Genomic DNA, 20,085 nt, shown 5'->3' on the forward strand with positions numbered 1-20,085 from the left:
GTCAGTCATCCCCGCCTTCGTCGCCGTCGTCACCGCCATCGTCGTCGCCTCCGCCGCGCGGCGGCGGTGGCGGCTCGACCGGCTCGGCGGGCCGGGCCGTGCGCTCCCGCGCCTTCTCCCCGGACGGCGAAGCCCTCTCGGGGGAGGACTTCTCAGGCGAGCGCTTCTCGACCGGCTTCTCGGCGGGCTTTTCGGCGGAGGACTTCTCGGCGGCGGACGACTCTGGGCCGACCACGATCGTGCGGCGCAGGTCGGGCGGATCGACGCTGACCGCCCGCACCAGCCCGACCATCGCCGGCACCGCCGCCACGGCCCCCAGGGCGACGGCGAGAACGGCGATGACGGAAGTGCGGCGGCTCATGCCCCCAACCGTAGGCGGCCTTACCCGAGAAGACGGTGAGAGCCGCATGAGAACCCTCTCATCCGTCCACCTCACGCCACCCACAGGCCGATTATCGACATGTTTCGCGAATGACCACTCGCGCCACGGGCCGCTCGTGGCGGGACTAAGATGCTACGGGTTAGGTTAGCCTTACCTGATCCGGGGGTGCCTGCGTGCGGCTGTACATCACCGCGCTCAAACCGACCGACTCCGTGACCGACGGATTCCTGCCCGCCGCCCGCGCCCTGGGCTGTGAGGTCACCGTACTCACCGACCGCCCCGCGGACCACCGGCGGGTACACCCCGGCGAGGTGATCGCCTGCGACGTACGCGACCCGCGCGCCGTGATCGACACCATCGCGCACCACCACCGCCCCGACGCGATCTTCTCCAACTCCGACCACATCCAGCCGGAGACCGCCCTGGCCGCCGCCTACTTCGGCCTGCCCGGCAAGGACTGGCGGGCCTGCCTGGCCGCCAAGAACAAGGCCCTCACCCGGCGGAGGCTGGCCGAGGCCGGGGTCGAACGGGTCCGGTCGGTACGACTGGCACCAGACGACCCCATCGACTCCGCCGCCCTCCCCTTCCCCGTCGTCGTCAAGCCGCGCGAGGGCGTGGCCAGCGAAGACGTCGTCCTGGTCGAAGACGCCGCGGGGCTGGCCGCCGCCGTCCGGCGGACCAGGGCCAGGCGGCCCGGCGAGGCGCTGGTCGTGGAGGAATACCTGGACGGCCCGGTACGCACCCTGGAGACCATCGGCGACGGCCGCGAGACGCGGGTGCTCGGCGGGTTCGCCACCACGCTCGGCCCCCGCCCGCACTTCGTGGAGGAGCGCCTGGACTGGTCCCCCGCCGTGCCGTACGAGCACACCAGGCACGTCCTGTCCGCGCTGACCGCGCTGGGTGCGGGCTTCGGCGCGTGCCACACCGAGTACGCGCTGACCGCCGCCGGGCCGCGGATCATCGAGGTCAACTACCGGGTGATCGGCGACCACTGCGACTTCCTGCTGGCCGACCTGCTGGGCGTGCCGCTGTTCGAGCAGATCCTGCGGGTCCATCTCGGCGAACGCCTGCCGCAGGCCCACCCCGCGCCGCCGGAGCGGGCCGGGGTCGCGCTCAGCCTGCTCGCCGAACGCTCGGGCACGATCAGCGCGGCCCCGCCCGCGATCGACCCGGCGGCCGGGAGCGACGGCGTCAAGCTGTGGCACCGCCCGCTGCGCGCGCTCGGCGACCGCGTGGAGCACAGCAACACCAACCGCGACTATCTGGGCATCGTGCGGGCCATCGGCGGCGACACCGCCGCCGTGGACGCCGCCATCGCGGCCTTCCGCGCCGCCCACCCCTGGACGGTGACCGCGTGAGCGACCGGGAGTGCTACCTGGCCGCCCGCGTGGTGAACGCGCTGCTGCGCGAAGACTACGGCGGCCTGGCCGGCCGGGTCACCCGCACCAAGGACGGCGTCGCGCTGGAGCTTCCGGGCGCGCGCCGGGTACGGCTGGCCCCCGGCTCCCTCTACCAGGACTTCGTGGTCGCCCCCGATGAGTCCCTGGGCCTGTCCACCGTGCTCGGCGCGGTCACCGAGATCTCCGAGCACGCCGACGCGGCCGGGGTGAAGGCGCTGGCCGTCGAGTGCCGGGCCGCGCTGCGCGCGCTGGAGCTGCACGACGCGCGGCGCGAGGAGGTCATGGCGCGGATCGGGCGCGACCCGCGCCACCGCGACCCCATCGACTACGAGACGCTGGCCGCGTTCGTCGATCATCCGGTGTACCCGACGGCCCGTGCCCGCTACGGCCTGTCGGAGGCGGAGCTGCTGGCCTACGCGCCGGAGTTCGCGCCGTCGTTCGAGTTGCGCTGGGCGGCGGTGCCGCGCGGGCGGGCGCGCGGCGCGCGGGTGCCGTTCGGCCCGTCATTCCGGGAGGTGGGCCTGCCCGACCTGGGCGCGAGCCATGTGCTGTTCCCGGTGCATCCGCTGTCGGTGCGGGTGGTGGGCCGGATGCCGGGGGTGCGCGTCGGCCCGCTGCCGTACCTCCGGGTGCGGCCCACGCTGTCGATGCGCACGGTGCAGGCCGGGCCGGGCACGCACCTGAAGCTGCCGCTGGCGGCCAGCACGCTGGGGCTGCGCAACCGGCGGTCCATCAAGCCCGGCACCCTCACCGACGGCGCGCTGGCCGAACGGCTGCTGCGCGAGGTGCTGGCCGCGGAGCCGGAGTTCGCCGACGCGATCATGCTGGCCGACGAGCAGGTCTTCGGGCACGCCGGGCACGAGTACCTGGCCTGGATGGTCCGGACCATCCCGGACACGCCGGTCATCCCGGTGGCCGCGCTGCTCGCCCCGGCCCCCGGCGGCGACACCGTGATCGCCGAGGTCGCCCGCGCGTCGGGGCGCGACGTCGCCGACGTCCTGCGCGGCTACCTGCGGCTGCTGCTGCGCTGGAACGTACGGCTCTTCGTCAGGTACGGCATCGCCCTGGAAGCCCACCAGCAGAACCTCTCGCTGACCTCCGCCGGGCCCCCGGCCCTGCTGATCAAGGACAACGACGGGCTGCTGGCCTCGCCCGAGCACCTGCGCGCCGCCGGGCTCGGCGTACCCGCGTTCGCCGACGCGCGGATGCTCACCGACGACCCGCACGCGCTGGCCGACGTGTTCGTCACCATCACCCTGCACCTGGCCGCCGCCGCGGTGGCCTTCGGCGCGCTGCCCGCCGGCGCCGCGCGCCGGATGGTCAGGGACACCCTCGCCGACGCGCTGGCCGAGCACGGCGACCACCCGCTCGCGAAGCTGCTGCGCGCCCGCACGCTCGACGCCGCGCGCCTGGTCGGCAAGGCCATGCTGACCGCGGGCACCCTGGTCGACAAGACCCGCTCCGGGGCCCTGGACGTGAACAAGTACTACGGCACGGGCGGGCCCAACTACCTGCGCCGGATCTGATCACCGACCCACTCCTACCTAAGGGGCATGACCGCACGTGGACAGCCTGCTGCTCGAATCGCCGGAGACCGCGCACGACACGCGTTTCTTGGCCGCCGCCGAGGAGGCCACGGTGGCCGCGCTGCTGCGCTGCTGCCTTCGGGAGGTGGCCGGGCCGCGCGGCGAGGTGTGGCCGGTGCCTCCGTACCTGTTCCTGCGGATGGCCGGCACGCTGATCCGGGTGCGGGCGAGCGGCGGTACGGCGCTGCGGTTCGACGGGGCGCCGGCCTGGCTGGAGGACGGCGAGTGGCGACCGCTGACCTCGCGGCTGCTGATCGCGCTGGTGCAGGCCGGCCTGGGCGAGGACGGCGGGGGCAACGAGGAGTTCGGCGGGCAGGTGGCGGCCAGCCGGGAGGCGATCAGGACCATCCTGGCGGCCCGCGAGCGCGCGGTGCCGCCCGAGAGCCCCTGGCTGGCCTCCGAGCAGGCGCTGACCGTCGGCCACCCCTTCCACCCCAGCCCCAAGGCCCGCACCGCCCCCGACTGGCTGCGCTACGCCCCCGAGGCGCACGCCCGCTTCCCGCTCCGGCTGCTCGGGGTCCGTCAGGACGTACTGGTGTCCAAGGGCGACACCACCGCCCTGGACAAACTCGACGCGCAGGGTACGACGCCCCCCGGGTACGCGCTACTGCCCGCCCACCCCTGGCAGCTCGACCTGCTCGCCGCCGACCTCGCCGGGCCGCTCGCCGACGGGCGGCTGGTGGATCTGGGGCACGGCCGCCTGCCCGCGGTGCCGACCTCTTCGGTGCGCACCGTCCACGAGCCGGTCACCGGCATGTGCCTGAAGTTCAGCCTCGATGTGCGGATCACCAACTGCGTCCGCAAGAACGCCTGGTACGAGCTGGAGGGCGCGGTGGCCCTCAGCGAACGCCTGGAGCCGGTGTTCGCCGACCTGGCCGAGCGCTTCCCCGGCACCCGCTGGCTGCCCGAGCCGGGCTTTCGCAGCGCCGCGCTCGGCACCCGCCTGCTCGAAGGGCTCGGCGTGATCCTGCGGGTCTCGCCGCCGTCCACGTCGCTGCTGGCCGCCGCCCTGGCGGCCGGCGGACCACTCCCCCAAGCCGTACGCGAACGGCAGTCCGCCGACCCCGTCCGCTGGTGGGCCGCGTACGTCCGGCGGGTGGCCCTCCCGGTGCTGGACGCCTACTTCACCCACGGCGTCGTCCTTGAGGCCCACCTCCAGAACGTGCTGATCGGCACCGACGCCTGCGGCATGCCGGCCGAGGCCGTCTTCCGCGACCTGGAGGGCGCCAAGCTCACCACCGGCAGGCACGACCTCACCGGCCTGCCCGACACCGTGGCCACCGCGCTGTCCTACTCCGCCGACCAGGGCTGGAACCGCGTCGCCTACTGCCTGCTGGTCAACCACCTCCCGGAGATCGCCGCCACCCTCGCGGCGCGCGGCGACGGCGAGCGGCTGCTGGCCGAACTGTGGGGCGTGGCCTACGACGAATTGTCGGCCTATGCCGCTTCCCGGCGGTGGCCTGCGCGGATGCGCGACCTGCTGGCCGGGGCGCCGCTGCCGGCCAAGGCCAACCTTTCGGTACGGTGGGCCCGCTCGGCCGACCGGGCCGCCGGGTACGTGCCCGTCGCCAACCCGCTGGCGGGCCGGGACGGCGCGGGCATCAGGAAGGAGCCGGGGAAATGATCGAGCTGCCGGCCGCGGTCCGCGACATCGCCGAACGGCTGCCGCACGACCGGCCCGCCTACGTCTATGACCTGGCGGGGCTCGCCGCCCACGCCGCCGCCGTGCGCGAGGCGATGGCCGGCGTCGAGCTGTACTACGCGGTCAAGGCCAACCCCGACGCCGAGATCCTGCGGGTGCTCACCCCGTTCGTGGACGGGTTCGAGGTCTCCTCCGGCGGTGAGCTGGCCCATGTGCGCGCGGTCGCGCCGGGCGTGCCGGTGGCGTTCGGCGGCCCCGGCAAGACCGTGGCGGAGCTGTCGGAGGCGGCGGGGGTGGCCCGGCTGCACGTGGAGAGCCCGGTCGAGCTGCGCCGGCTGGTGGCCCTCGGCGACGGGCCGGTGGACATCCTGCTGCGGCTCAACCTGGACGTGCCGGTGGCGGGCGCGGCGCTGACGATGGGCGGCGGGGCGACGCCGTTCGGGATGGACGACGACGGCCTGCGCGAGTGCCTGCAACTGATCGAGGGCGAGCCGTGCGTACGGCTGTGCGGGGTGCAGGCCCACCTGGCCAGCGGGCTCGGCGCCCCCGAGCTTCTCGGCCTGGCCCGCGCCGTCCTCGGCCGCGCCCGCGACCTCGGCTACCACGAGATCAACCTCGGCGGCGGCATGGCCGTCTCCTACACCGACCCCGCCGCCCGCTTCGACTGGGCCGCCTACGGCGCGGGGCTGCGCGAGCTGCGCCGGGAGGGCGAGACCCTGCGCATCGAGCCGGGCCGGGCCATGACCGCCTACTGCGGCTGGTACCTGACCCGCGTGCTCGATGTGAAACGCGTCCACGGCCGGCGCTTCGCCGTCGTCACCGGCGGCACCCACCACCTGCGCACGCCGGTCACCAAGGGCCACGACCAGCCCTTCGTCACCCTCCCCGGCGACCGCCCCGCCCCCGAGCCCACCACCATCGTCGGCCGCCTCTGCACCCCGAAGGACGTCTTCGCCCGCGATGTCCCTGCCGCACTGGTGCCCGGTGACGTGGTGGCCTTCGCGATGGCCGGGGCGTACGCATGGAACATCTCCCATTACGACTTTCTGATGCACCAGAGGCCGGAGTTCCACTACGTTACGTGACGAGCCGGTAAAGATTCGTTATCGTTGCGTGGTTAAGGAGCCCGAAAGGTGGAACCGTCATGCTCATGGCACTCTCTCGTGACCACCCTCCACGGGTCGCGCCGATCGACACCCTGTGCCAGGAGCTCAACGACCTCGGCTACAAGGCGGAGATCGTGCGCGGGAGCGTCGTCGTGAGCCCGATGACCACGAGGCTCCACTCCCGGGTGGTGCTCAGGCTCACCAAGGCGCTCTTCCCGCTCGTGCTTCGGCACGAGTGGGAGCTTCACCAGACCGTCGGCGTGCGGATTCCGCCGGAGCGAGGTGACATGCGGCTGCCCGACCTGCTGGTGATGCCCTCCGACGACGAATTCGGCGAGGCGCAGGTCGATGGAGCCACATGCCTGCTGGCCGCAGAAGTCTGCTCACCCGGCACGCGTGATGTGGACTACAGGGACAAGCCCCTCGAATACGCCCGCGCCGGCATCCCGCTCTATCTCATCCTCGACCCCTTGACCGAGCCGCCCAGCCTGACCCTGATGAGCGAACCCGGCAACGGCTACTACGAGAAGGTCATCGCCGTCGAGGCCGGGAAGCCGCTCGCGCTGCCCTCGCCCTTTGGGATCACGATCGACACCGGGGTGTTGTTCGGGTCAGCCGGGGAGGAGGGGAATGCTTTCGATGAGGGCGGTGAGGGCGGCGGTGTCGAGGAGGTCGACCGGGCGGACGGTCTCGTTCGCCCGGACGTAGTGGAAGGCGGCGCTGACGCGGGTGAGGGGCGCGCCTGAGAGTTCGGACCAGGCCAGGCGGTAGGCGGCGAGCTGGACGGCGGCGGCGTGGGCGGCCTTGCCGTGGGGGCGTTCGCCGGTCTTCCAGTCCACGACCTCGTAGCCGCCGTCAGGGGTGCGGAAGACGGCGTCCATCCGGCCGCGGACCAACCGGTCGGCGATCATGGTCTCGAACGGCACCTCGAAGTCCAGCGGGCGGCGGGTGGCCCACTCGCTCTGCTCGAAGCGCTCGCGCAGCTCGGCCAGCGCCAGGTCGGCCTCGGCCGGGTCGTCGGCCGCACCCGGGAGGTCCAGCTCCTCCAGCAGCGCCTCCTGTCCCCAGCGGGTCTCCAGCCAGTGGTGGAAGGCGGTGCCCCGGCGGGCCAGCGGCGCGGGCCGGACCGGCATCGGGCGGCGGATGCGGCGGGCCAGCTCCTTCGGGTCCTCGGCCAGGGTGACCAGGGAGGAGACGGTCAGGCGCTCGGGCAGCTCGACCGTGCTCGGCGGGCGGCGGCGCAGCCGCTCGCGCTCCAGCATCAGCAACTCCGTGTCGCGCTCCCAGGCCCGCATCCGGTCGCGGTCGCGCTCGCGCACCCCGTCGGCCGATAGCTCCTCGGGCGGCCCGGACAGCGCGGCCTCGACATAGCTCGCCCCGTCCAGCATCGCGACGTACCGCACCCCATCGGGGGTGACCGGCCATACGGCCTCGGCGGGCTCGGCCAGCAGCGGGTTTTCCGCGCCCTCCTCCACATCGGCCGCCCAGCGGGCCACCCGGCCGCAGGTGTCGCGGATCTCCAGCAGGAAATCGGACGGCTGGAGCGGCTTTGACCCGGTGCCCCACCGATATCCCGAGGCGATCAGCAGGTAGTGGGCGCGGGTGACGGCCACGTAGGCGAGCCGGCGTTCCTCCATCAGGTCGCGGTCGCGGCACGCCTCGTCGAAGGCCGCCAGGTCGTCCTTGTGCAGCCCGGCCAGCCTGGGCAGGTCGCCGACGTCGCCGCGCAGCGGGTAGGGCAGTTTGCGGGGGTTCTCCGTCCAGCGGGGGGTGGTGACCGGTTTGGCGGGGAAGATCGTGCCGATGGTGAGCGCGCCGCCCTTGCTGTGCAACTGCGACATGCCGGGCACCACGACCACCGGCCACTCCAGGCCCTTGGAGGCGTGGATGGTCATCAGCTTGACGCTGTTGCTGTCGCCGACCCGCCCGACGTCCAGGCCCTTCTCCTCCTCGTCGGCGGCCTTCAGGTAGGCCAGGAACGCCCCCAGCGTGGGATCTTCGGCGTCGCCGGCGAACCGGGCCGCGGCGTCGATGAAGGCGTCCAGGTCGGCGCGGGCGGCGAAGGCGCTCGCCGTGCCGGACCTCGCGGCCACCTCGACATCGAGGCCCGTCCGGCGCTCGATCTCGCCGACCAGGTCGGGCAGCGGCTGCCCGGCGCGCGCGCGCAGCGAGCGCAGCTCGGCGGCGAACGCCAGCAGCCGCACCCGCGCCAGCGGCGAGAACCGCTCCTGCCACTCCTCCCGCTCGGGCAGATCGTCCAGCGCGTCGACCAGGCTGCCGCGCTCTTCGGCCAGTTCGGCGACCACCTGGTCGAGCGGGTCATCGGCGCGGGCGGCGAACTCCTGCGTCTCGCGGTTCAGCTCGCGGGCGAGGTCGCCGAGCACCTTGAGGTCGGCGGGCCCGACCCGCCAGCGCGGGCCGCCGAGCAGGCGTACCAGCGCGTCGCCCGCCGTGGGGTCGTAAAGGACGCGCAGCGTGGCCACGATGTCGGCCACCTCGGGCACGGCCAGCAGCCCGCCCAGCCCGACCACCTCGACGGGGATGCCGCGTTCGGCCAGCGCCCGGCGCAGCGCCGGGAACTGCGACCGCTTGCGGGCCAGGATCGCCACGTCGCCCGGCTGCACGCACTGCTGCCCGCCCCAGGCGCTGGGCTTGGCCTTGTCGCGTTCGCCCTCGCCCCACGGCAGGCCGTCGGGCGCGGACTCCTGCCCGAGCACCCCGGCCACGCCCTCGGCGATCCAGCGGGCCTCGTCCTCGGCGGTCTCGTGGAAGGCGGCGAGCACCCGGCCGCGTTCGGTGCGGTTGCCGCCCGGTACCAGGACCGGCACCTCGCGGGCCTCGATGCGCAGCGGGAGCTGCACCCTGGCCGCCACGTCGAGGATCTTGTCACCGTTGCGGAAGCTGACCGACAGCCGGCTGACCTGGGACTCGTCGCCCACGGTCGTCGGGAAGTCGCGGGAGAAGCGGGTCAGGTTGCCCGCCGACGCGCCGCGCCAGCCGTAGATGGACTGGCAGGGGTCGCCCACCGCGGTCACCGGGTGGCCGCCGCCGAACAGCGAGCGCAGCAGCACGAGCTGGGCGTGGCTGGTGTCCTGGTACTCGTCCAGCAGCACCACGCCGAACCGGTCGCGCTCGATCGCGCCGACCTCGGGGTGGTTGACCGCGATCCGGGCGGCCAGCGCCATCTGGTCGCCGTAGTCGATGACCTCCCGCTCGCGCTTCATCCGCTGGTACGCCTCGACCATGGGCAGCAGTTGCTCCCTGGCCCGCTGGGTGAGCAGCGGCCTGCGCTGGGCGAGGGTGGGCGAGCCGGGCAGCTCGTCGAGCTTGCCGGCCAGCCAGGTGCCGAGGTCGCGGACGTCCTTGGCGTCGCGCAGGTGCTCGGCCATCTCCCCGGCCAGCTCCAGGACCGCGCGGGTGACCGTGGCCGGGCCCCACTCGATCTGCTCCATCGGCCCGTCGTACAGGGCGACCGCGCGGCTGGCCATCTGCCAGGACACGGCGGGCGGCACCAGCCGCATGGTCGGCTCAAGGGCCTCGCGCAGCGCGTGGTCGGTGACCAGCCGGGCCGCGTAGGAGTGGTAGGTGGAGACGGTGGGCTCGTCGTCCAGCATCTCGGGGGTGATCAGCTTGGCCTCGGCCAGGCCGGTGAGCCGCTTGCGCACGCGTACGGCCAGCTCGGCGGCGGCCTTGCGGGTGAAGGTCAGGCCGAGCATGCGTTCGGGCTTGACCAGGCCGTTGGCGACCAGCCAGACGACCCGCCCGGCCATGGTCTCGCTCTTGCCCGAACCCGCGCCCGCCATCACCACCATCGGCTCCAGCGGCGCTTCGATGACCTCGGCCTGCTCGGGGGTCGGCGGCGGGATGCCGAGTTTGGCGGCGAGGTCGGCGGAGGTCAGCACACGTGACCCCCGTCCTCGCTGACCGGGCAGCTCGACCGCACCGCGCAGGTACGGCAGCCGTCGTTGACGGTGGCCTGGAAGAACGGGCTGGACATGCCGGTGGCCACGGTGTCCACCATGTCCTTGGCCCACTCCGGGTTCTCGTCGTCGGCCAGCGCGCGCTGCCGCTGCTCCCTGGCGTCCTTGCCGGCGGCCTTGCCGACCTGCACCAGCGCGGCCCCGCCCGGCTCGATCATGCCGTGCCTGCGGAACGCGCCGAGCAGCGCGGCGAGCTGGTAGACCCCGAGCTGGGGGTGCCGGTCGAGGTCGCCCTCGGCGGGCTTGGTGCCGCCGGTCTTGATGTCGATGATCACCGCGCGGCCCTCGCCGTCGCGCTCGACCCGATCGACCCGGCCCCTGATCTCGATGCCGTCGCCGACCATGGCGGTGAACGCCTCCTCGGTGGAGACCAGCTCGCGGGCGTTGTCCTCCTGCCAGCGGACGAACCTGCGGATCATCTGCTCGGCGACCTGGCGCTGCTTGCGGTTGAACCACTTGCCGCCGAAGTCGAGTTCGGTCCAGATGGCGTCGAGCCGTTTGCCCAGGGCCTCCTCGCCGGGCCCGTCGGTCGCGGCGAGCACGGCGAGCGCGTGGATGATCGTGCCGAGCCCCTGGGCGGCGGTCGTGCCGGACGCCCCCACCGCGGTCTCCAGCAGCCAGCGCAGCCCGCACTTGCTGAAGCTCTCCACCGCCGAGGGGGAGATCCGCACGATGTCGTCGGGCCAGCCGAGCGGGCGGTCGTCGGTGATCGGGGTCAGGCCGTACCACTCGTCGGGGTGCGCCCCGGGGATGCCCGCCTCGGCGAGCCTGGCCAGGTGGCGGGCGGCCATGCGGCGCATCGCCTCGGGCCTGGTCGGGTCGCAGACGGCCTGGCGCAGGTCGGCGACCAGCGCGGGCATGCTGAGCCAGCGGGCCCGGTCGTCCACCCCGGCCTCCTCGACCGCGCCGGGCAGCAGTTCGGACAGGAAGCGGGAGGGGCGTTCGTCGGTGTCCTCGCCGCCGACGGCGGTGACCACGAGCCTGCGCCTGGCCCTGGTGACGGCCACGTAGAACAGCCGGCGTTCTTCGGCCAGCAGCTTGGAGGCGAGCGTCGCGGCGGCGGCCTGGGTCGCGTCGAGCGCGGAGCCCCGCGACAGCTCCACCATGGTGTCGATGCCCAGCATGGAGCCGCGCAGCCGCAGGTCGGGCCAGATGCCCTCCTGTACGCCCGCGACGACCACCACATCCCACTCCAGGCCCTTGGCCCGGTGGGCGGTCAGGATGCGCACCGCCTCGTTCTCGGGCGCGTGCTCGGCCAGGCTGTCGCCGGCGATCTCCTGGGAGGCCAGGTCGTCCAGGAAGACCTCGACCCCGGCCTTGGGCAGCCGGTCCACGAACCGGGCGGCGTGGTCGAACAGCGCCACCACGGCGTCGAGGTCGCGGTCGGCCTGTGCGCCCCTGGGGCCGCCCGCCATGGCGGCCTCCGTCCAGGTGCGGCCGAGCCCGCTGGCCTGCCACACCTCCCACAGGACGTCCTCGGCCGACCCGCGGCGGGCCACGGCGTCGCGGGCGGCGACGACCAGCCGGGCCACCCGGGTGGCGGGCGCGGCGACGTGCGGTTCGACCCGGACCAGCTCCCTCGGGTCGGTCACGGCGGCCACCAGCAGCTCGCCGGAGGAACGCGCGACCAGGCCGGCGTCGGCCAGGTCGGCGATGGCGGCGTGCTCGGCGATCCGCAGCGCGCGGCGCAGCCGGCGCACCCCGATCATGTCGGTGCCGCCGATCGGGCCGGTCAGCAGCTCCTCGGCGACCGATTCGTCCAGGCTCTCCGGGCGGGTGGCGACCTTCAGCAGCGTGATCAGCGGGCGTACGCCCGGCTCGGCGGCCAGCGGCAGCTCGTCACTGGCCACCATGACCGGCACCCCGGCGGTGATCAGCGCCCGGCGCAGCAGCGGCATCTGCCGGATCGCCGACCGGACCAGCACCGCCATCCGCGACCAGGGCACCCCGTCGAGCAGGTGGGCGCGGCGCAACGTGTCGGCCACCACCGCGGCCTCCTGGCTGGCGCTGTCGGTCAGCAGGACCTTGACCTCGCCCTCCACCTCGCCGTCGAGCTGGACCGGCACCAGGTCGCGGTGGTCGCGGGACGGGGACATCGACAGCCGCTCGGTGATCCGGCGGGAGGCGGCCAGGATGGCGGGGGGCATCCGGCGGCAGCCGCGCAGCGCGATGGTGGGGGCCTCCGCGCCGTCGCGGGTGCGAAACCGCTCGGGGAAGCGCAGGATGCCGTCCACATCAGCGCCGCGGAAGCCGTAGATCGACTGGTCGGGGTCGCCGACGGCGATCAGGTCGCGGCCGTCGCCGGCCAGGTGGCGCAGCAGGTGTTCCTGGGCGGGGTCGGTGTCCTGGTACTCGTCGACGAAGACGAGGTCGTAGGCGGCGCGCTCGCGCTCGCGCACCGGGCCCTGGGCGAGCAGCCCGGCGGCGGCCCTGATCAGCTCGGCGTAGTCGAGGGCGGGGACCGGGTCGAGGTCGAACCTGCGCTGGTAGCGCAGCGCGAACCGGCCGGCCGCCGACCAGTCGGCGCGGCCGTGCAGCCGGCCCAGCTCGATCAGGTCTTCGCCGTCGAGGCCGCGTTCGGCGGCGCGGGACAGGAAGTCGCCGACCTCTTCGGCGAACCCGCGGGTCTTCAGCGCCTCACGCACCGAGGACGGCCAGCCGGTGCCGCCGTCCTCCAGCTCGCCGTGCAGCAGGCGGCGTACTTCGAGCAGGTGCTCGGGGCCGGTGAGCAGCCGCGGCGGGTCATCGCCCCGCTCGGCGGCCTCCTGGCGGAGCAGCGCGTAGGCGTAGCTGTGGAAGGTGAGCGCGAGCGGCGTGCGCGTCGTGCGGCGCAGCCGGGCGGTGATCCGGTCGCGCAGCTCACCGGCGGCCTTGCGGCTGAAGGTGAGCACCAGCACCCGCTCGGGGTCGAGCCCGCGCTGCTCGACCCGCTGGACGACGCTCTCCACGATGGTGGTCGTCTTACCGGTGCCCGGCCCGGCGAGGACCAGCAGCGGCCCACCGGGGTGGTCCACCACGGCACGCTGGTTGTCGTCCAGCACGGGAGGCGGCGCCTGCCCCCGTGTTCCGCCGCGTACCAATCGCCAGGTCTGACCACTCACAACTCAGAATTCCATCAGACCCCAGGGACAGATCGCGCCCATCTTGCCGACTTCGGTCGAAGAAGCCACGGTAGTGGCTCGCCTGCGGGGGGCGCGCGGCGACACGCCGCGCTAGCGTTTCCAGGGGACCTGCGGGGATTCGTGGTAGTTGATACCCCAGCGTTTCCACTGCGCGGCCTGGGCGGCCAGGCGCGGGGCGAAGGTCTCGAACGACCTGCGCCCCTGCGGGGACCAGGCGACCTCGGCGACGGCGGGGAGCCGGGGAAAGGCCAGGTAGGTGAGGTCGTCGAAGCCGCCCACGGTCTCGGTCCACAGCGGGGCCTCCACGCCGAGCACGGCCGCCGCGCCGACGCCCTCGATCAGCGTCGCCGGGTCCCACTCGTAGGAGTCGGCGACCTCGACCATGCCCGCCCAGTCCTGGCCGGCATGGGTCCAGGAGTCGTACTTCATGTCCAGGTAGACCCGCGAGGCCGGGGACATCACGACCTTGGCGCCCTGCCGTACGGCGTCGGCCACCACGCCCGGGTCCTCGTCGGTCTTCCAGTACTGCACGACCGTGCCCGGCAGCAGGCGGGCCCGGCCGGCCTCCTGCCAGGCCGCCATCCGCTTGCCGGTCGCGCCGACGATCTCCTGCACCCGCTCCATGAACCGCGTGTACGCAGGCGTGCTCAGCTCCCGCACCTCGTCGCCGCCGACGTGGATGTAGCGGCCGGGCGTCAGGCGGGCGACCTCGGCGATGACGTCCGACACGAACCTGTCGGTCTGCGGGGAGCCCACGCACAGCGCGCTGAAGCCGACCTCGATCCCGGTGTAGGGGTCGCGCCGCCGTCCGTCGCAGTTCAGCACCCCGTAGGAGGCCAGCGCGGCGTTGGTGTGGCCGGGCAGGTCGATCTCCGGGACGATGTCCACGAACCGGGCACGGGCGTAGGCCACCAGGTCACGGTAGTCGTCGGCGGTGTAGAAGCCGCCCGGGCCGCCGCCGACCTGGCTCGCCGCGCCGATCTTGGTCAGCTCCGGCCACCCTTCGATGGCCAGCCGCCAGCCCTGGTCGTCGGTCAGGTGCAGGTGCAGCACGTTGAGCTTGTAGGCGGCCATCAGGTCGATGTACCGCTTGACCTCGGCGACCGGCAGGAAGTGCCGGGCCACATCGAGCATCGCGCCGCGCCACGGGAAGCGCGGGCGGTCGGTGATCCGCACCCCCGCCACGCGCACCGGCTCCCCATCGGCCCGCTGGGGCAGCAGTTGGCGCAGGGTCTGCACGCCGTAGAAGAGCCCGGCCTCGGTCTGGGCGCGGATGACGATGCCGTCGTCGTCCACGGTCAGCTCATAGCCCTCCGCGCCGGCACCGGCCGCAAGGGCCAGGCGGATCTCACCGCCGGACCTGCGCTCCGGACGCCGCCCGGTGGCCTCCCGCACGGCGAAGGCCAGGTGCTCGGCGACCCCGGCCGCCTCGGCCGGGACGCTGATCGCCGTGGCCGGGCCCAGTGTGAAGCCACTGTCACCTGCCACGACCTCGGCGGGCAGCGGTACCAGTGCCGCGCCTCGAACCCGCACCTCGCTGCCGCATCCGGTCATCGCACCCGCCCACAGAAGACTTGCCACCAGCGCCACTCCGGGCCTTGGCCATCGCATGGACGTATTCGACCACCAACGGCCGCTCATCCGCGGAGAATCGGGCCCCGGCGTTCTGGCAGCCTAGCCGAATACGTGATCGACCAGGCGGCGGGTGGCCTTGCCGTCGTCGCGAGGAGCGTAGGTGCGGCGGAACGCCTCGTAGCGGTCGGCGTACTCGGCGGCGATGCCGTCGATGCCCTTGACCGCCTGGATCACCTGGGCCGACGTGGTCAGCACCGGGCCGGGGGCCTGCTCGCCGAGGTCGAGATAGATGCCGCGCTTGGCCCGGAACTTGTCCAGGTCGTAGGCGAAGAAGATCATCGGGCGGCCGGTGGCCGCGAAGTCGAACATCACGGAGGAGTAGTCGGTGATCAGCACGTCGGTGACGAGTAACAGCTCCGTGATGTCTGGATATGTCGTGACATCGTGGGTGAAGCCGTCGTCCGGGACGACCGGCGCGGCCTGCATCGAATGCGCCCGGACCAGCAGCTCGTGCTCGGCGCCCAGGATCGTCCGGGCCTGGACGAGGTTGAGCCGGAGGTTGGCGTTCTTCCGGTCGTACTCGCGGTAGGTCGGCGCGTACAGCACCACCTTGGACCCATCGGCCAGGCCCAGCCTGCGCCGCACGTTGGCGGCCAACTCCGCGCGGTCGGGCGTGGTCAGCACGTCGTTGCGCGGGTAGCCGCCCTCAAGGACCTCGCCCTGGTAGCCGAACGCCTTGCGCAGCACCGGCGTGGCCCACGGGCTCTGCGAGAGCAGCAGATCCCACCCGCGCACCTCGGCCGCCTGCCGGTGCCACACCGGCGGGCGCGGGTCGCGGGACATGTGCGGCAGGTCGTTGCCGATCCGCTTGACCGGGGTGCCGTGCCAGGTCTGCACGACCGTCTGGTCGTCTCTGGCCCGAAACCACGGCGGCAGGAAGGAGTTGGTCACCACGAACCTGGACCTCGCCAGCGCCGCGTAGTGCTCCCTGCTGCCCGCCCGGACCACGCTGGGCCGCCGCCCCCGGCCCAGCCCCAGCTCGCCGGGCCCCGGCGGGACGAACGCGCCGTCCTTGACCACCCAGATGTGCTCGCCTTCATCGCCCCTGCGCAGCCGCTCCTCATAGACCGCGCGGACGTTGCCCTCGTACTGTCTGCCCTCGTAGGCCACGTAGACCGTGGCCTCGGTCAGCGGCTCGCGGCGCTGCGCCGGATAGAAGTGGCGCTCCAGCGCGTAGACGCCCGCCATGCCCTTCTCGTCATCGGGCTTCTCCTCGGCGGCGACCACCACCGGCACGTCGAAGCGGGTCGAGATCAGTTGGTAGCGGCGGCCGTCGTGGACGTGCGGCGACTCGTCGAGCGCGGCCAGTGCCCCGTGATCGACCCGGAACGGCACCGGCTCGCGGGAGGGGTGGGCCACCGACAGGTGCCAGGTGCCGGCCGCCAGCGGGACGGCCTCGCCGAAGCGCGGCATCGCGGCGGCGGGCACCCGCGCGGTGAAGCGGTCGCCCGAGCGCCCCATGGGCACCCGGTAGGAAAGGCCGGTGCGGTGGCGCAGGACCAGCTCGCGCGGCTCGCCGCCCGGCTCGGGATAGTGGCCCTCGATGGCCATGGCGGCATCGCCGGCCCAGGTCACGGACGTGATGACCGGCCGCACCCGATGCGCGGAGATCACCACGCGGTCGCGCCGGTCGGCCAGCACGGTGATCTCGCGGTCGCCCGCCAGGGACCGGAACTCATCCGCGCCGCCCAGCATCACCGTCGCGGCGGGGTCGCCCTTCGGCTCCACCCACAGCCGCCTGCCGTCCTTCTCCTCCAGCAGGCTCTGCGTGGACAGGGTGAGGGTGATCTCGGTGCCGCCGGAGACCGGGACGAAGTCGGCGGACATGCGGTGGCCGCCGAGCCGGGCGTGTCCCTTGTTCACCTGGCGGCCGGGCATGAACGCGGTGAGCACGACATCGTCGCCGTCGTGGCGCACGCCGGTCAGCTCGGCGCGGGTCGGCTGGAGCACCACCTGGAGGGCGCGGTCGGAGGTCCACACCGGGCGCACCCACCAGCGCGGGCGGACCTCCAGGCCCGCCGGTCGCTCGGTACGGCCGGCGGCGGGGCCGCGCAGAGCGCCGACGGCCCGCGCGCCCCGGCTCCAGATCACGATCTCGGCCCGCCAGGTCGTCGTGTCGCGGACCGCCGGACGGCGGCGCAGCAGCCGCCTGCCGCCCCGGGCCGCGTTGCGCAGCCACGAGCGCCAGCGCAGCGCGAAGGGCCGCAGCTCGGCGGTGAACCCGGACCAGTCGTAGTTACAGCCCAGCTCCTGGGCTCCGTAGGTGGCCTCGGGGCGGAAGACGCGCTTGGTGCGCAGCCGGACCGGGGGCTGCCAGCGCGGCCCGCGCAGCACCACCGTGGCGCGGTTGAACCTGCGCCCGCGCACCGACAGCCCGGCCAGGTAGGCGTGCCCGGTGACGCGCAGCCTGCCGTCGGTCCAGGAGATGTCGTCGATCTGGGTGATCGGCACCAGGTCGGCCTGGCGCAGCCGGTACAGCTCGTCGGGCAGCTCGCCGCGCAGCGGCAGGTCGGCGTACCAGCGCAGGCCCTTGCGGACCCGCCGGTACGGCTCGGCCGCCGCCGCCACGACCTTGGCCAGCGCGTCGCCCTCGGCCAGCTCCTCGCGGTCGCGGGTCTCGATCAGATGGACCACCAGCCGCCTGGCGACCGGCAGGTCGCGTTTGACCCCGGGATCGACGCCGCTCAGGTAGGGAGCGAGCAGGGCGATCATCTCGCGGCGGCGGGCCGGACCCCGTCTGATCGCGGTGTCGATCCGCGCGCCCAGCGGCCCGGCCAGCACGTCGGCGTCGAGTTCGCGCCGGCCCGCGGCCGGTAGCCCGGTGGCCCGGACGGCGGCCATGACCGCGTCGAGGGGCTCGCCGCGGTCACAGAGATCATGCACCGCTCGCAGACGGTCACCGAGGTCGCCGCTCGGCCGCTCAGGGGTCGCGCCGGTGGCCATGGAGTGGGGCACCGCCTTCCGGACGGGTGGCCATCACTGTCCCTGGCAATGGTAGTAGGCCCGGCCCACTCGGGTCGCGTCCGGCTTGCTGAGCGTCTCCTGGGAAGGGGGCGGCGCCCGGTCAGCCGTCGTCGCCGTCCCAGCGGGCGCGGCGCATGTCGGCCCGCTCGCCGCGCATGGGGGTGCGTTCGGCCTGCCAGCGGGTGATGCACTGGCGTTCGTGGCCGGGCACCGGCGTGCCGTCCGCGTGTACCACACGCCACCAGGGCACTCCGCCGCCCCACAGCGACATGACCCGGCCCACCTGGCGGGGGCCGCCCTCGGCGAGGTACTCGGCGATGTCGCCGTAGGACATCACCATGCCGGAGGGGATGCGCTCGACGACATCGAGGACGCGCTCGGCGAAAGGTGTCGGATCGGTGTTCATTCGCTCCATTGTGCGGGACCGGCGGAGAGGATGTCCGCGAGCTTGCCGAAGGCGTAGCTGACCCCGCCGTTCACCTGTTCCACCATGCCGTCGCGGATCGCGTAGACCTCGCCGTCCTCTCCCACCAGCCGCGCCGCGAGCGCGTCGGCCAGCTTCGCGAGCTGGGCCACCTGCCAGTCCGACAGCGGCTCGCCCCACAGGCGGTCACGCCACTCGGCGATCACGTGCTCGGCGTCGCCGTGCCGCGCGATCACTTGGCCCGCCTCCTCCGAACCGCGCAGCGCGTATCCGGCCGGAGTGAGCGCGGCGGTGAGTTCGGCGTAGGCGAGCGGCTTCTCCCGCTCCACACGCAACTCGTACCCCATGGGCCGCGACAGTAGCGGACCTGTGTGCGAGTGAGTGTCGGAAATGTCCAGTGAAACTACGACTGCGATAAAAGTGTTCGCATTCAGTATCCGAACAGCGCTCGAATCGAAGCCACCATGTGATCATTTCCGTCACGCGGGGCCGGAGCGCTCCCGGGCGGACTTCTCCTCCGCCTTGCGGGTCAGCACCATCACCGCCGCGCCGAAGATGACCAGGCCCACCAGCACCGCCCCGGCGAACACCCACAGCCGCACCGGGTCGGGGCCCGGCGGGGTCGGCGCTGCCGACAGCGGCCCCTGCCCGAAGTGCCGGTCGGGGGGCGTCCGGGCGGTACGGCCGAGCGTGGCGAGCCGGTCGGCCTGGACGAGGGCGGCGGCGGCGTCCACCACCCCGAATCCCACTTTGTCGTCATAACCGGTGGTGGGGGCCGCGCGTACCCCACCGGACAGCGCACGGGCCACCATGGCCGGCGGCAGGTCCGGATGCTCAGCCTTGACCAGCGCGGCCACCCCGGCCACCAGGGCCGCCGCCGCGCTCGTGCCCTCGGCCGACTGGTGGCCGCCGCCGGGCACCGCCACCGGCACGTCCACGCCGGGGGCCGACACGAGCACCGACAGGTTGTCACTGCTGAAGGGGGCGGGCAGGAGTTCGGCGTTCACCGCGCCGACTCCGACGACGCCGGTGTAACCGGCCGGGAAGCTCCAGAACGAGGTGTCGTCGCGCCGGCTGATGTCCAGCGCCCCGTCGTTGCCGACCGCGGCGACCAGCACCACGCCCTTGCCGAGCGCGTAGGAGATGGCCTGGCGCTCGGCCGGGTGCGCGCCGTACGCGCCGATCGACATGCTGATGACGTCGGCCCCGTGGTTGGCGGCGTACCGGATGGCGCGGGCCAGCGGGCTGTCGTCACCGAACTCCCGGCTCGCGTCCGGGGCGGCGACGCCGTCCTCGACGGGCTGGTCGGGCAGCAACGGCAGCGACAACACCCGCGCCTGCGGCGCGACGCCCACGATGCCTCCGGTATCGCCCGATCCCGCGATCAGCGACGCCATCGCCGTACCGTGCATGCCGGGCTCGGGCCGCTCCCCCGGCGTGGCCGGGCCGCTCACATCAGGCCCGTCGATGACCCTGCCGCGCAACTCCGGAATGTTTCCGTCCACCCCACTGTCGATCACCGCCACCGTCGCCCCGGCCCCACGCGTCACCCGCCACGCCGCCTCCACATTCAGCGTCTGCAACACCCACTCCTGCCGCCCCGCCACCTCCTTCTCCGGAATCGGCTCCGCCGCCACCCGCATGCCGGTCGCGGCCCCGTACGCCGCAACAGGACGGCGCCCCAAGCCGCCCTCATGCTCGAGTACGGCCCCCGAGGCCACCCCGGGGCCGAGGAGGAGACCCGGCCCATCACCGGAAACGGCCCCCGGGCGCGTACCGGCTACAGGCACCACACCGAACCCATGGCCCACAACGGCCCCTCGGGTCACGCCGGGGTCTTGGGC

12 protein-coding genes and 1 pseudogene are annotated in these 20,085 nt (G+C 73.5%); 5 read left to right on the top strand and 8 right to left on the bottom strand.

The annotated features are described in order from the left end of the window. Window position 1: 1 nt before the first annotated feature. Entirely contained in the window at window positions 2-361 is a 360-nt protein-coding gene (locus ACH34R_RS41385; RefSeq protein ID WP_397567086.1) for a hypothetical protein, read from the bottom strand. 194 nt (window positions 362-555) lie between these two features. On the opposite strand from ACH34R_RS41385, the gene ACH34R_RS41390 reads away from it, so the two are divergent. The 5 genes and pseudogenes from ACH34R_RS41390 to ACH34R_RS41410 form a co-directional block, all read left to right on the top strand. Further along, on the top strand, window positions 556-1,740 hold the full coding sequence (locus ACH34R_RS41390) for an acetyl-CoA carboxylase biotin carboxylase subunit family protein (RefSeq protein WP_397567087.1): 1,185 nt from the start codon (window positions 556-558) through the stop codon (window positions 1,738-1,740). Then, window positions 1,737-3,308, top strand: coding sequence for an IucA/IucC family protein (locus ACH34R_RS41395; RefSeq protein WP_397567088.1), 1,572 nt, complete (start codon window positions 1,737-1,739; stop codon window positions 3,306-3,308). The genes ACH34R_RS41390 and ACH34R_RS41395 overlap by 4 nt, the downstream gene beginning before the upstream one ends. Window positions 3,309-3,345: 37 nt before the next feature. Further along, a complete protein-coding gene (locus ACH34R_RS41400; RefSeq protein ID WP_397567089.1) occupies window positions 3,346-4,992 on the top strand; it encodes an IucA/IucC family protein in 1,647 nt (548 codons plus the stop codon). After that, complete coding sequence (locus tag ACH34R_RS41405; protein WP_397567090.1) at window positions 4,989-6,095, top strand: type III PLP-dependent enzyme; 1,107 nt, start codon at window positions 4,989-4,991, stop codon at window positions 6,093-6,095. The genes ACH34R_RS41400 and ACH34R_RS41405 overlap by 4 nt, the downstream gene beginning before the upstream one ends. 65 nt (window positions 6,096-6,160) lie before the next feature. Then, window positions 6,161-6,694: pseudogene (locus ACH34R_RS41410) on the top strand (Uma2 family endonuclease); the annotation flags it as partial. A gap of 33 nt (window positions 6,695-6,727) precedes the next feature. Here the strand turns inward: ACH34R_RS41410 and ACH34R_RS41415 are convergent. The 7 genes from ACH34R_RS41415 to ACH34R_RS41445 all read right to left on the bottom strand — a co-directional run bounded on the left by ACH34R_RS41415 (window position 6,728) and on the right by ACH34R_RS41445 (window position 19,926). Next, window positions 6,728-10,018, bottom strand: a complete 3,291-nt coding sequence (locus ACH34R_RS41415) for an ATP-dependent helicase (protein ID WP_397567091.1) — start codon at window positions 10,016-10,018, stop codon at window positions 6,728-6,730. After that, window positions 10,012-13,137 carry an ATP-dependent helicase gene (locus ACH34R_RS41420; RefSeq protein ID WP_397567092.1) on the bottom strand — a complete coding sequence of 1,042 codons (3,126 nt, stop codon included), beginning with the start codon at window positions 13,135-13,137 and terminating at the stop codon, window positions 10,012-10,014. Before ACH34R_RS41420 ends, ACH34R_RS41415 begins: the two co-directional genes overlap by 7 nt. Window positions 13,138-13,308: 171 nt before the next feature. Then, window positions 13,309-14,799: a beta-N-acetylhexosaminidase gene (locus ACH34R_RS41425; RefSeq protein ID WP_397567093.1), complete on the bottom strand. Its 1,491-nt coding sequence runs from the start codon at window positions 14,797-14,799 to the stop codon at window positions 13,309-13,311. 93 nt (window positions 14,800-14,892) lie between these two features. After that, on the bottom strand, window positions 14,893-17,796 hold the full coding sequence (locus tag ACH34R_RS41430; protein ID WP_397567094.1) for a CDP-glycerol glycerophosphotransferase family protein: 2,904 nt from the start codon (window positions 17,794-17,796) through the stop codon (window positions 14,893-14,895). 121 nt (window positions 17,797-17,917) lie between these two features. Next, complete coding sequence (locus ACH34R_RS41435; RefSeq protein WP_397567095.1) at window positions 17,918-18,232, bottom strand: MGMT family protein; 315 nt, start codon at window positions 18,230-18,232, stop codon at window positions 17,918-17,920. After that, window positions 18,220-18,588 (bottom strand): hypothetical protein, encoded by a 369-nt coding sequence (locus ACH34R_RS41440; protein WP_111169521.1) that lies wholly within the window; start codon window positions 18,586-18,588, stop codon window positions 18,220-18,222. The genes ACH34R_RS41435 and ACH34R_RS41440 overlap by 13 nt, the downstream gene beginning before the upstream one ends. A 132-nt stretch (window positions 18,589-18,720) precedes the next feature. Next, complete coding sequence (locus ACH34R_RS41445) at window positions 18,721-19,926, bottom strand: S8 family serine peptidase (protein WP_397567096.1); 1,206 nt, start codon at window positions 19,924-19,926, stop codon at window positions 18,721-18,723. Between the last annotated feature and the right edge of the window lie 159 nt (window positions 19,927-20,085).

This window comes from Spongiactinospora sp. 9N601 (genome assembly GCF_044326295.1).
In the GTDB taxonomy this organism is placed as follows: Bacteria; Actinomycetota; Actinomycetes; order Streptosporangiales; family Streptosporangiaceae; genus Spongiactinospora; species Spongiactinospora gelatinilytica.

Bases quoted from the DNA above. Each gene is read 5' to 3' on its own strand.
- ACH34R_RS41385 (WP_397567086.1), bottom strand. From the start codon at position 361: ATGAGCCGCCGCACTTCCGTCATCGCCGTTCTCGCCGTCGCCCTGGGG.
- ACH34R_RS41405 (WP_397567090.1), top strand. From the start codon at position 4,989: ATGATCGAGCTGCCGGCCGCGGTCCGCGACATCGCCGAACGGCTGCCG.
- ACH34R_RS41430 (WP_397567094.1), bottom strand. From the start codon at position 17,796: ATGGCCACCGGCGCGACCCCTGAGCGGCCGAGCGGCGACCTCGGTGAC.
- ACH34R_RS41435 (WP_397567095.1), bottom strand. From the start codon at position 18,232: ATGGAGCGAATGAACACCGATCCGACACCTTTCGCCGAGCGCGTCCTC.
- ACH34R_RS41440 (WP_111169521.1), bottom strand. From the start codon at position 18,588: ATGGGGTACGAGTTGCGTGTGGAGCGGGAGAAGCCGCTCGCCTACGCC.